General features: G+C 39.3%; 12 protein-coding genes. 1 reads left to right on the forward strand and 11 read right to left on the reverse strand.

Features of this window, described 5'->3' with window-relative positions; genetic code table 11:
• Nucleotides 1-62: 62 nt before the first annotated feature.
• From BIZ36_RS03535 to BIZ36_RS03585, 11 genes are all read right to left on the reverse strand, one after another.
• A complete protein-coding gene (locus BIZ36_RS03535; RefSeq protein WP_187456483.1) occupies nt 63-1,001 on the reverse strand; it encodes a Gfo/Idh/MocA family protein in 939 nt (312 codons plus the stop codon).
• Nucleotides 998-2,095: a DegT/DnrJ/EryC1/StrS family aminotransferase gene (locus tag BIZ36_RS03540; RefSeq protein WP_187456484.1), complete on the reverse strand. Its 1,098-nt coding sequence runs from the start codon at nt 2,093-2,095 to the stop codon at nt 998-1,000. The genes BIZ36_RS03535 and BIZ36_RS03540 overlap by 4 nt, the downstream gene beginning before the upstream one ends.
• Nucleotides 2,095-2,676, reverse strand: a complete 582-nt coding sequence (locus tag BIZ36_RS03545) for an acyltransferase (RefSeq protein ID WP_187456485.1) — start codon at nt 2,674-2,676, stop codon at nt 2,095-2,097. Before BIZ36_RS03545 ends, BIZ36_RS03540 begins: the two co-directional genes overlap by 1 nt.
• Nucleotides 2,677-2,685: 9 nt before the next feature.
• On the reverse strand, nt 2,686-3,468 hold the full coding sequence (gene rfbD, locus BIZ36_RS03550) for a dTDP-4-dehydrorhamnose reductase (protein ID WP_187456486.1): 783 nt from the start codon (nt 3,466-3,468) through the stop codon (nt 2,686-2,688).
• Nucleotides 3,440-4,003 carry a dTDP-4-dehydrorhamnose 3,5-epimerase gene (gene rfbC / locus BIZ36_RS03555; protein WP_353616810.1) on the reverse strand — a complete coding sequence of 188 codons (564 nt, stop codon included), beginning with the start codon at nt 4,001-4,003 and terminating at the stop codon, nt 3,440-3,442. Before rfbC ends, rfbD begins: the two co-directional genes overlap by 29 nt.
• 13 nt (nt 4,004-4,016) lie before the next feature.
• On the reverse strand, nt 4,017-4,880 hold the full coding sequence (gene rfbA, locus BIZ36_RS03560; RefSeq protein WP_187456488.1) for a glucose-1-phosphate thymidylyltransferase RfbA: 864 nt from the start codon (nt 4,878-4,880) through the stop codon (nt 4,017-4,019).
• A gap of 45 nt (nt 4,881-4,925) precedes the next feature.
• A complete protein-coding gene (rfbB, locus tag BIZ36_RS03565; protein ID WP_187456489.1) occupies nt 4,926-5,930 on the reverse strand; it encodes a dTDP-glucose 4,6-dehydratase in 1,005 nt (334 codons plus the stop codon).
• Nucleotides 5,931-5,937: 7 nt separating this feature from the next.
• The gene (locus BIZ36_RS03570; RefSeq protein ID WP_187456490.1) at nt 5,938-6,942 is read right to left on the reverse strand and encodes a hypothetical protein; all 1,005 of its coding nucleotides are present in this window, start codon (nt 6,940-6,942) and stop codon (nt 5,938-5,940) included.
• A 4-nt stretch (nt 6,943-6,946) separates the two neighbouring features.
• Nucleotides 6,947-8,632 carry a DUF6909 family protein gene (locus BIZ36_RS03575; RefSeq protein WP_187456491.1) on the reverse strand — a complete coding sequence of 562 codons (1,686 nt, stop codon included), beginning with the start codon at nt 8,630-8,632 and terminating at the stop codon, nt 6,947-6,949.
• 137 nt (nt 8,633-8,769) lie between these two features.
• Entirely contained in the window at nt 8,770-10,266 is a 1,497-nt protein-coding gene (locus BIZ36_RS03580) for a GH3 family acyl-acid amido synthetase (protein WP_187456492.1), read from the reverse strand.
• A gap of 48 nt (nt 10,267-10,314) precedes the next feature.
• Complete coding sequence (locus BIZ36_RS03585; RefSeq protein ID WP_187456493.1) at nt 10,315-11,181, reverse strand: M23 family metallopeptidase; 867 nt, start codon at nt 11,179-11,181, stop codon at nt 10,315-10,317.
• 170 nt (nt 11,182-11,351) lie between these two features.
• Between BIZ36_RS03585 and tatA the strand changes: the two genes are divergently transcribed.
• Nucleotides 11,352-11,534, forward strand: coding sequence for a twin-arginine translocase TatA/TatE family subunit (tatA, locus tag BIZ36_RS03590; protein ID WP_187456494.1), 183 nt, complete (start codon nt 11,352-11,354; stop codon nt 11,532-11,534).
• The last annotated feature ends 276 nt before the right edge of the window (nt 11,535-11,810 follow it).

The following is an 11,810-nucleotide window of genomic DNA, read 5'->3' on the forward strand; positions in this document are numbered from 1 at the left end:
AAACAACGCAGGTTATATATTAAAAATATTGAATAGGCTTTCATTGTAATTTCCTTGAAAGTTTATTCCAAAAACCTATGATACTCCCCTTTTAAACCAACTGGTTTGGCGGCCCTAATGTCGTGTACGATTTCTATGGCGGTTCTGGCAGCATCAACACCATATCCCTTTCCGGCCAAAATATCCTTGTATACCATGGTGTGAAGATCCGTAAAACCACCACTGAATTCCAATTCTTCACCGTTAATGGTAATGGACCGGAAGGTAGTTTGCCCCATTTCCTTTACCTCCTTCGGTAAATAGGCAGCATTGATGGAAAGGAACCATTTTACTCGAGCATTTTCAAATTCTAAATAACCCGCCGCTCGATCATCTTCATGAACGTGTACAATGTTCTCTTGGATATCTCCAAAAATCCAGGAGAGCATATCGTAAAAATGGACCCCAATGTTGGTAGCTATTCCACCTGATTTAGTTTTATCGCCCTTCCATGAAGTGTGGTACCAATGGCCTCTTGAAGTTAGATAAGTTAAGTCCACCTCAAATTTGGTGTCTTTAGGGGCATTCTTGACCTTTTCCCTTAAAGCAATAATACTGGGGTGTACCCTTAATTGCAAAATGCAAAAAATATTCTTCCCGGTTTTTTCTTCAACGTGTTTTAGTTTATCTACATTCCAAGGATTCAGAACCAATGGCTTTTCACATATGGCGTCTGCGCCACTTCTAAGGGCAAAGCGAATATGTGCGTCATGAAGGTAGTTGGGGGAGCAAATACTCACATAATCTAAATATGTATCCTTTTCGTATTTCAACTTTTCAATATGACGGTCAAAACGCTCAAATTCCACAAAGAAATCCGCATTCGGAAAGTATGAATCTATGATTCCGACGCTATCTCCCTTATCAAAAGCGGTCAATAGATTATTTCCGGTGTCTTTAATAGCTTTCATGTGTCTGGGTGCAATATATCCTGCTGCCCCAATCAATGCGAAATTCTTCATTCAACTAATTCTTTTAGGTTGGTAGTTATATATTCTATTTCTTCATTTGTCACGTACGGATTCATAGGTAAACTCATCACTTCCGCCGCACACTGTTCGCTAACGGGAAAATCTCCCTTTTTGTATCCCAAATAGTTAAAACATTCTTGCAAATGCATCGGTATAGGGTAGTGTACCGCAGTGGGAATGCCCTTTACCTTTAATACTCCTTGAATTTTCTCTCTTTCGGACACTCTGACCGTGTATTGCGCCCATACGGAAGTTCTATCTTGCAAAACCTCCGGGGTTTTGACCACATCCGCCAATTGTTTTGAGTATTGTTCTGCTACTTGCTGCCTTCTAGCAATATCTTGCTCATAATAGCGCATTTTCACATTCAAAATAGCCGATTGGAGGTTGTCAAGTCTACCACCCATGCCAATATATTTATGGGTGTACCTCTTTACCTGACCATGTACGCGCATGGCCTTCATTTTTTCAAAGAGCTCGTTATCATTGGTAAAAACGGCACCTCCATCTCCAAAACAGCCTAAAGGTTTAGCAGGGAAAAAACTCGTACAGCCAATGGTAGATGTAGCACAACTTCTTTTTCCTTTATAGGTTGCACCGAAGCTTTGGGCAGCATCCTCGATAACCGCAAGGTTATGCTTGGCCGCTATGGCATTAATTTCATCCATGTTGGCCATTTGACCATAGAGGGAAACGGGCATGATTGCCTTGGTTTTTTCCGTAATCGCAATTTCAATTTGCGAGGCATCTATGTTAAAGGTCGTTTCATCTATATCGACGAACACGGGTTTCGCGCCTAGACAGGCAATGGTTTCTGCTGTTGCTATAAAGGTAAATGGCGTGGTTATAATTTCGTCGCCACCCCTAATTCCCAAAGCCATCATAGCCAGTAAAAGGGCATCTGTGCCGGAAGATACTCCCAACGCATACTTTGAGCCTGTAAATTGCGCTAAGCTACTTTCAAGTTCCTCGGTTTCCTTGCCCAAAATATAACGGGCGGAAGACATCACTTCTTTGGTTACCGAAAGGTATTCTTCCTCTCTTTCTTCAAAGGCCTTAGTTAAATTGGCAAAATCTATGTTCATTATTTTATTCGTATTACCTTATTATCTACCAATTGGTATTCTTGCTTACTTTCAGGGCAAATAGCCTCACCTTCTTCGTCAAATTGAAGACGATGTCCATATTCACCGACCCAACCTATTTGTTTGGCCGGATTACCGACTAAAAGTGCAAAGGCCGGTACATCTTTGGTTACGACGGCACCTGCTCCTATAAAGGCATATTCCCCAATATCGTTACCACAAACTATAGTAGCGTTTGCTCCTATGGAAGCCCCTTTTTTTACGATTGTGGATGCGTATTCCCCTCTTCTGTTAATGGCACTTCGCGGATTGATCACGTTTGTAAATACCATCGAAGGACCTAAAAAAACATCATCTTCACAGGTAACACCGGTGTAAATAGAAACATTGTTCTGAACCTTAACGTTAGAACCCAATTTAACGTTTGGAGAAACTACTACATTTTGACCGATATTACACTTTTCACCCAATTCGCAATTGGGCATTATATGGGAAAAATGCCAAATTTTTGTTCCTTTTCCAATGGTACAGCCATCATCGACAACTGCTGTTTCGTGTACGAAGTAATCTTGCTCTGACATCAATAGTATTTAACGTTCTGATTCTAAAACACTGTAAACTGGCCTACGAGCAAAAGTACGATAATTCTTTACTTTTTGAATCTCGGTCTTTTCGAACAGAGAATTCTTCTTTAATATTTCAATCGCAAAAGAATACCAAGTGTGTTCCACACCGTCTGTAAAATGTTTGAGTCCATAATGGGTATTGCCAGATGTTATCAGGCTCAAGATGTACTTCGCCAAATTTTCGGCATGGGTCGGGCAGCCGGTTTGCGCATTGGTTATAGATAAAGGCTCTCCATTTTGGGCTTTTGCCAATATAGTTTTATAAAAATTCTTTCCAAATTCTGAGTATAGCCAGGAAGTACGGACTATAAAAAGCCTTTTCATTAGAGCGCTTACGTTGACCTCTCCTTCTAACTTCGAAGCTCCGTAAACGTTGATTGGATTGGTTTTATCTAAAATCGTATACGGTTCTCCTTTCTCCCCATCAAACACATAATCTGTTGAAATATGGATTAAGATAGTGCCATTAGCCTCACATTCCCGGGCGATATTCGCTGCACCATGAGAATTTACAAGAAAAGCCTTTTGAGGCTCTTTTTCTGCCATTTCCACGTTCGTGTAGGCCGCACAATTGATACAATAATCAAATTTGTTATTAGCGAAAACTTCAGCAACGGCATTTTCATTAGAAATATCCAGATCAATCGAATTTTTAAAATGAAACCCAATATCGGGATAATCACCTTGGAGCTTTTGAATACTCCTGCCTAATTGCCCGCTAGCCCCTGTCACCAATACCGATAGCATCAAAATAAGATTTTAAAGTGGGTAATTCTTGATCTTTTGGCGAAACTATGGCATCTTTCATATCAATCTGCCAGTCTATTTTTAATTGTTCATCCGCATAAAATATGCCCGCTTCTGATGCGGGGCAATAATAAGCATCGCACTTATAACTGAAAACAGCCTCCTCGCTAAGAACGACAAAACCATGGGCTATACCTTTTGGTACAAAAATCTGCTTTCTGTTTTCCTCTGAAAGGATAATTTTAAGATGCTTACCAAAGGTGGGGCTTTCCTTTCTAATATCTACCACTACATCCAAAACCTTTCCTTTAATGGCTTGTACTAGTTTAGCCTGAGCATGATCACCTTCCTGAAAATGAAGGCCCCTAATGACATTTTTTCTAGATATGGATATATTGTCTTGCACAAAAGAAACATCTAATCCCGTAGCTTTTTTGAATTTCTCGTTATGAAAAGACTCGAAAAATTGTCCGCGTTCATCTGCAAATACTTTCGAGGTAATGACGAAACAACCTTCTATTTCTGTTTTTTCCATTTCCATAATTCCCCTATTCCCTAAGTAGGTTGATCAAATACTCGCCATAACCGCTCTTCATTAAGGGTTCGGCCAGTTCTTTGAGCTGAGTTTCATCTATATAGCCCATTTGAAAGGCTACCTCTTCTATCGCTCCAATTTTAAGCCCTTGTCTTTCTTCAATTACTTGAACATACTGCGACGCTTGCATAAGAGAGGCAAAGGTACCCGTATCTAACCAAGCGGTTCCTCTATCCAAAACGGACACTTGTAACTTCCCATTCAATAAGTAGTGTTTATTGACATCGGTAATTTCTAGCTCACCTCTTTTACTTGGCTGAATTTGCTTCGCAATATCGACCACCTCATTATCATAAAAATAGATACCCGGTACGGCATAGTTCGATTTTGGGTTGCTCGGTTTTTCTTCAATGCTAATGGCCTTTCCATTCTTATCAAACTCTACTACCCCATAGCGCTGCGGATTCTGCACATGGTAGGCGTAAATAATACCACCTTCGGGGTCATTGTTCTGTTGCAATAAAGGGGCAAGTCCAGAACCATAGAAAATATTATCCCCCAGTATAAGCGCCACTTTATCACTGCCGATAAACTTTTCGCCTAAAATAAACGCTTCAGCAAGCCCGTTGGGTTGCTCTTGTGCTAGGTATTCAAACACACAGCCATAATTTGTACCATCGCCTAATAAGCCTTTGAACAATTCGATGTCCTTTGGAGTAGTGATAATTAAAATTTCCCGTATACCAGCAGAAAGAAGGGTCGCCAAAGGATAATAAATCATTGGCTTGTCGTACACAGGCATCAATTGCTTGCTTACCGCCATTGTAAGAGGGTATAACCTTGTTCCGGAGCCTCCTGCCAGAATGATTCCTTTCATAAATTCGCCCTTTGAATTCCTAATTTGGTTTCTTCGAATAGATTCTCAATTCTCTAGATACCAGGTAACCGTTTGTTTTATTCCAGCGTCAAAACTCGCTTCGGGTGTCCAGCCAAGTTCATTCTTCAGCTTTTTTGCATCAATGGCATACCTAAAGTCGTGACCCGGTCTATCTCGCACAAAGGTAATGAGTTCTGCATAAGTCCCTTTTTGCCTAGGCTTTATTTGGTCTAAGAGGGTGCAAATAGTCTGAGAAATCTGAATATTATTCCTTTCATTATCACCGCCAATGACATAGGTTTCACCCCTTTTACCTTGGTAAAAAATCGTATTCAAGGCAGTACAATGGTCACGAACAAAAAGCCAATCCCTAACATTTTTACCATCGCCGTATATTGGGATGGGTTCTTCCTTAAGCGCTTTGCGGATAATGGTCGGAATCAGTTTTTCTTTATGCTGTTTAGGCCCATAATTGTTACTACAATTGCTGATGACCACGTTGAGCCCGTAGGTGTGAAAATAACTTCTTACTAAAAAATCAGAAGCTGCTTTTGAAGCACTGTATGGACTATTGGGGCGGTACGGACTTTCTTCAGTGAAGTACCCTGTTTCGCCTAAACTACCGTATACCTCATCTGTAGAAATGTGCAAAAATCTATTTTGTGCCCGGCCATCGTCTTTGTGGGCTGTCAACCAATGTTTTCTCGCAGCTTCTAAAAGAGTAAAGGTTCCATTAACATTGGTTTTGATAAAAGCATTCGGATTTGAGATGGAGTTATCTACATGTGATTCGGCCGCAAAATGAATAACACCTTTAAATTGATACTTATTGAAAAGATTATCCACCAATTCCTCATTGCAAATATCACCTTCTACAAAAAAATACCGATTATTATTTTCGACTTCTTTTAAATTATCTAAATCACCGGCATACGTAAGTTTATCAAGGTTTACCACGTGCACATCAGGATTCTCCTTAAGAAAATACGGAATAAAATTGCTTCCTATAAATCCTGCCCCTCCTGTAATAAGATAATATCTATTGGCCATGCACCCTTTATTGAAGTTCGGCTGCTTTTTTATTAAGGAACTTAATGAACGAAAGAATAAAGAACAAGCCTACCAATACAAGGGGGATGATTACGTAAGTATTATTAAAAAGTGGTTTTCTCACTTTTTGGGTCTTCCCCATATTCAAAACACTTAAAAGATTTTTTTGCTCAGACAATTCCATTCGCTTCTCTTCGATTTCCTTTACGAACCTATTTTTTAATGTAAGCAAAGAACTAATGTTCAAAGCACTTTCATTTTCTAAAATTACGGTCCCTGGAGCCTTCTCAAGTTGTTTATTATTCAATGTTTTCGAATAATTGTTTACAAGATTATCAATTTGTCCGATTAACATGGTATTCTGATCGATTCTCAATTGTGCATTTTCTCTAAAGGCCGTGATGACTTCTTTGAAATAGTTGTTGTTATTGATATAATCCAGTATTTTTTGGGCAACCTCACTGCCTGTGTCAGCGTCAAAGTAAGTGAATGTTATTCTGTGTGCCACAATACTTTTTTGGGTAAGCACGCTTCGCATAATGTCTACCGCAAAACTTTCCTCTTTAAAACCCTGAAGCAGTTCTAAATACATTAAATCTTGCTCTGCATCTTCCTTTGCCTCTTCCGGGTCTGTAATTGGTGTAATCTCAATTTTAAACCCTTCAAGATCAGCGACATCTACACCCATCTGATTAAAAAAGACGGTGTCTTTGGAGTAGATATTTGCCTGGATTTCGTCTATTACATCATAAACATAATCCTTACTTTCAAAATTCGGCCTGACGATGGTTTCCGTCTTTAGTTTTTTCTCAACAATGGTACTAAGCAAAAACCCAGCAAGAACGCCCACGACTACCAAACCAATCAATATCAGCATGTTTTTCTTAAGATAAAGAAAAGCATATAAAAAAACGTTGCCCACTTTTTTAAAACCATTACCGATTAGCTTTAGCAATTGCCCTAAATCGATTTCATCTGATGATGTGTTCTTAACAGGTTGGTTCTCCGCCATTTGTTTATGAATTAAATATTTGCCCTAAAATCTTGTCTGTAATTAAGTAGGTAGGTTTTACCCCTGTAGTTCCCAGTCCACCGGAAGCCAAAGTACTTCCCGTCACCAAGGGATTGTCAGAAGCATAATAAGCATATCTTACCTTCACATCTTCGCTTATGCTTTTTCTTATTTTGGAGGCGGATTGAATCGCTTTTTGATAATGTACTCCCTCCATTTCCAGACCGATTACATTCCAAGTGGAATCATGGAAAAATGATAAAATATCCTTGTTCTGAAGCGAAGTTCCCAATACGGTAACCATGGTTCCCTCAAAAACTTTGAGTCCGTGACCCTTAAAATCCTCTGCACAAAGCTCATTTTTAAATGGATAATTGTCCGCCGTTCCTTCAAACATATGGGCAGAAGGAATCATTAAGTCTCCTTTTCCGCCATCTAAAATTCCTGCTTTTCCCATTATTGAAATGGAGACTATGTTCATGAAAACAGCATCTTTCCCATCAATCGTATACGGTTTTAAAAGTTCATCGATGGTTTCAAAAGCCTGCTCTCCAAAAGCATAATCCATGACAAAAATTACGGGCTTTTCGCTTTCAGGAATGCTGGTATCCAGTTCATAACAACAGGCATCATTCGTCATTTTTGCAGTATCGAAAATTTGAACATCAATACTGGTTCCAGAATAGTCGTCAATTGCGATCATACCATTCTTTTGCGCTAGGGAACTGACCTTTTTCCTAAGCGAACCGTTGGATGCAGAGCTTAAAGCCTCGTAAATCTCAAGACTTTCCTTTTTTGGAAATTCCTTCCCAAGAGCCTTTTTTGCAAAAAGAGAATTCATAACACTGTGCATATTGGCACTTATGATATGAATAGGTCTTGAGAGGATATTGTTTTTATACAACGTTTCTTTGATGGTATTGGCCCACCTTTCTCCGTGAATATGGTGCCCCAATCGCTCGCGCAGTAAGAGGCTAAATGTAATTGCTCTCTTTTCTCCGGTGATTTCCTCTTCAATGGCCAATTTCCCCAACCAATAGACAATTTCCAAAAAGCGCTCCGGCTTTTCATCGGTGGAAAAATGGTTATGTACGGCCATCACCTCCACAAAAGACCTTCCCAAGATATTTGCCGTATGTATAAGGGCTACCTCCCTCTCCGCTTGGGTAAGTTCATTTTTGTTAACGGCCTCCTCCAACTTGGTCCAATCCCTAATAGTTTTATGGGTGTCCTCGATTAAAACCTTTTTACTGATTTTTTCGGATTCTATGAACAAAAAAGTAAGGTGGGTTAGAATATCATAAATATCTGAACGCCCCCGGGTAATTTCAATGTTCATCTGCTCATCATCTATACGATAGCAATTACGCCTTCTTTTTGGGGGTACAATGGGCTCAAAATGCGAATGGCCATATCCCTCATCCGAAGTTAAATTGATGAACCTACATTGTTCAATTCCTTCTGGAAGTCTTTCGAGAACATAGGTTAGACCACTAAGTTCTGCCTTGTCTTCTGCAACTGAACCATAAATCTCTGGGCGCAATTGAAGAAGTGCATCCTTTAAAGATTCACCGGAAACCCCATTTGGTTTGTAAAAACCACGGTTAAACAAATGGCGCATGGTAATATACAAACGCTCAATGGCGTTGGTAGATTCTTGAGCTCTGGTGGTTGTATTGTTATTGCCCATAAAAGAATTTCGCACAAAATTACAATTATTGGTTTACATACGTGCGGTTGTCATAAAGCTTTCAAATTATTCGTTCGCCCGAAATAAAGAAGCTGATTTCCATAACGAAAAATAAATATAAATATTCTATATGGTATTTATTCTTTGAATTCCGTAAGCTTGTCGGCAACACTACGATCATTGGACAATCTTTGCACTTTGTTCTGCCCCCCTAGTTTTCCCTTTGATTTCATGAACTCATTGAAGCCGCCAACTTTAATGGCGGTCACCTTTAACAATTGCAAAATATGACCTTCCATCAAATCATAATAATAGCTGTTCTGTTTTTGAAGGGACGCATCTAAAGTTGAAACAAACTTCTCCATATCCGACGGTTTTTTTTCAAATTCAACCAGCCATTCGTGATAAGGAAGCTCGCCTCCTTCAGGAGTGATTTGTGGCGCCACCGTAAATTCATTTATTTGTGCATCGGTAGCTGAAATCGCTTGATTCATGGCCTCCTCTACTTCTTTTGCGATAACATGTTCGCCAAAGGCGGAAATAAAATGCTTGATACGCCCAGAAACAATAATTCTAAAGGGATTCAATGAAATAAACTGAACGGTATCTCCTAGATTGTATGCCCAAAGTCCGGCATCGGTAGAGATAATCATCACGTAATTGACACCAATCTCAACATCTTTTAGCGTCATCCTTCTCGCACCCTCATCAAAAAATTCATCTGCCTTTACAAACTCGTAAAAAATTCCGGAATTTAATAACAACAGCATGCCCTTTCCCTTTTGGGAATCTTGATAGGCAAAAAAGCCCTCACTAGCCGGAAACAGCTCTATACTATCTACTTTTCTTCCAATAAGCGATTCAAACTTTGACCGATAAGGCTCGTAATTGACACCGCCGTAAATGAAAAGTTGGAAGTTTTTAAATAGCTCCCCTACCTTTTTACCTGATGCATCCTGCAACTTTTCAAAATACATTTGCACCCAGGACGGTATGCCTGCAATAACGGTCATATCTTCCTTTATGGTTTCTCGCACTATAGTATCTACCTTAGTTTCCCAATCTTCAATACAATTGGTCTCCCAACTGGGCAACCTGTTCTTTTGAAGGTAATTGGGAACGTAATGTGCAGAAATACCGGATAGCCTTCCTAATTTAATTCCGTTTTTTTCTTGCAATTCCGGACTCCCTTGAAGAAAAATCATTTTTCCATCAACAAAATCGGCATTGCCGGTTTCATTGATATAAGTGAGAATAGCATTCCTACTGGCCTCAACCTGGTTTTTTATAGAAGACTTATTAAGAGGGATGTACTTGGCACCAGAAGTAGTTCCAGATGTTTTGGCAAAATAAATAGGCTTGCCCGGCCATAGAATATCATTCTCCCCCGCAACCACTTTCTCAACGTAGGGCCTCAACTCTTCATAATCCCTTATGGGAACCTTGGCAACAAAATCCTCATGGGTCTTGATTTCAAAAAAATCGTGATCCTGACCAAATTTGGTAGAGGATGCCGTTTGAATCAGCTGTTTAAAAACGGCGTTTTGTGTCTCAATTGGCCGAGATTTCCATCGCTCGGTTTTAGCAACCACATACTTCGCAAACAATTTGGCAGCAAATGATTTTAAAGACATTCTAATCTGGATTTTGATTGAGGATTAAAATATATCGAATGGTATAAATTAAAAGTCGATATAATCGAGAGGGTTAACCGTATTACCGTTGCTCCAAAGTTCAAAATGCAAATGTGGCCCTGTGGTTAGCTCTCCAGTATTTCCTACGGATGCTATTACTTCTCCGGCTCTGACCACGTCTCCTTGAGCTTTACTTAATGAACCATTATGTTTGTATACACTTAGCAAACCATCTTTGTGTTCAAGAATAATAACATAACCGGTATCCGCCGTCCACTCTGAAAAAATTACAGTGCCGTTTGCTACGGCTTTTATAGGTGTATCTGTTGGAGCGGTTACATCTACTGCAAAATGTTTTTGTTCAACATTGTACGTATTGGATATTTCTCCATTTAAGGGCGGAAACAATACTATTTCTGCGCCCCCAGTGTTTCTTTCAAAAAGATTGTATTTATCTTCAAGAGCCACCTCGGCCCTAAGTACCGAATCTTCCCTAATTGGTGTTAAATCAATGCTGTTGGGGTCCAGTTTAAACTGTTCCCTCAGGGAGTCCATATCAATTTCCCCGCTCTCAATTTCACCTTTTAAAACCTGCCTAATGCTTTCCAAATACCTATTGGTATTATTCAGGTTGGCTACTAGAGAATCCGTCTTGTAAGTTAAATCTGTAGCCTGCTTTTTGAGCTTTGTAGAAGAATAGCCCGGAATATATTCTCGCAAGGGGGTAAATGCAATAAGCAGGGTGGTTAGTGCAATTAAGCCAATGATACACAGAGAGCCCGTTACAAAAACATTTAAACGACTCAGTTTAAAGGAGATTTTTTCTTCAAACGTGCTCTCGTTTAAAATGACCAAGCGATACTTGTGCAGTAGCTTTCTTTTAATTTCCTTTCTTTTCTTGACTTTCTTGGCCATAATACACAAATATACGGATGGAATACAATTCTTGGTCTTATGTATACCTTTTTTCTAACATAGCAATTTTGATAATGGTTTATACATACAAGTCTTAAGATGAAAGATATTTAATTAACATCTGCATTGATAGATTTTTATTACATTTGTGATTCAATTAAAATGCGATTATGACAGCTTTACAGATATTTTTGGCTATAGGCCCATGGCAAATTGCCATTGTTGTGTTGGTGGTTCTTTTATTGTTCGGAGGAAAAAAGATACCTGAGCTCATGCGCGGACTTGGTAGCGGTATAAAAGAATTTAAAGATGCCTCAAAGGAAGATGAACCTGTTGAGGACAAAAAAGAATAAATCTTCTTAAAAATTGTGACGAACCCTTGGCTAACGCCAAGGGTTTTTTATTGCACTAAATTTAAGCTAAACAGAAACCTTTCGGTACAATTTTGTCGGACTTTCCTACATATTAGAACTTTCTCCTTTCAATTTAACTGGAAATGAAAACCCAGTTCCCAACAATTTGCACAATAGCACACTACAAATAAGCTGACTTTCACAACATTATACTCCTCCCACTGTATGCTATTGGCGTCCTTTGCGTTAGAATAGATACTAATATATGGTATAACA

It is taken from the genome of Cytophaga sp. FL35 (assembly GCF_014349235.1).
GTDB lineage: Bacteria > Bacteroidota > Bacteroidia > Flavobacteriales > Flavobacteriaceae > Euzebyella.

What these genes read in the sequence shown, in the direction of transcription:
- rfbA (WP_187456488.1), bottom strand. Translation starts at nt 4,880, where the DNA reads ATGAAAGGAATCATTCTGGCAGGAGGCTCCGGAACAAGGTTATACCCT.
- BIZ36_RS03580 (WP_187456492.1), bottom strand. Translation starts at nt 10,266, where the DNA reads ATGTCTTTAAAATCATTTGCTGCCAAATTGTTTGCGAAGTATGTGGTT.
- rfbC (WP_353616810.1), bottom strand. Translation starts at nt 4,003, where the DNA reads ATGGAAAAAACAGAAATAGAAGGTTGTTTCGTCATTACCTCGAAAGTA.
- BIZ36_RS03545 (WP_187456485.1), bottom strand. Translation starts at nt 2,676, where the DNA reads ATGTCAGAGCAAGATTACTTCGTACACGAAACAGCAGTTGTCGATGAT.
- BIZ36_RS03575 (WP_187456491.1), bottom strand. Translation starts at nt 8,632, where the DNA reads ATGGGCAATAACAATACAACCACCAGAGCTCAAGAATCTACCAACGCC.
- rfbD (WP_187456486.1), bottom strand. Translation starts at nt 3,468, where the DNA reads ATGCTATCGGTATTGGTGACAGGGGCTAGCGGGCAATTAGGCAGGAGT.
- rfbB (WP_187456489.1), bottom strand. Translation starts at nt 5,930, where the DNA reads ATGGCCAATAGATATTATCTTATTACAGGAGGGGCAGGATTTATAGGA.
- tatA (WP_187456494.1), top strand. Translation starts at nt 11,352, where the DNA reads ATGACAGCTTTACAGATATTTTTGGCTATAGGCCCATGGCAAATTGCC.
- BIZ36_RS03540 (WP_187456484.1), bottom strand. Translation starts at nt 2,095, where the DNA reads ATGAACATAGATTTTGCCAATTTAACTAAGGCCTTTGAAGAAAGAGAG.
- BIZ36_RS03570 (WP_187456490.1), bottom strand. Translation starts at nt 6,942, where the DNA reads ATGGCGGAGAACCAACCTGTTAAGAACACATCATCAGATGAAATCGAT.
- BIZ36_RS03535 (WP_187456483.1), bottom strand. Translation starts at nt 1,001, where the DNA reads ATGAAGAATTTCGCATTGATTGGGGCAGCAGGATATATTGCACCCAGA.
- BIZ36_RS03585 (WP_187456493.1), bottom strand. Translation starts at nt 11,181, where the DNA reads ATGGCCAAGAAAGTCAAGAAAAGAAAGGAAATTAAAAGAAAGCTACTG.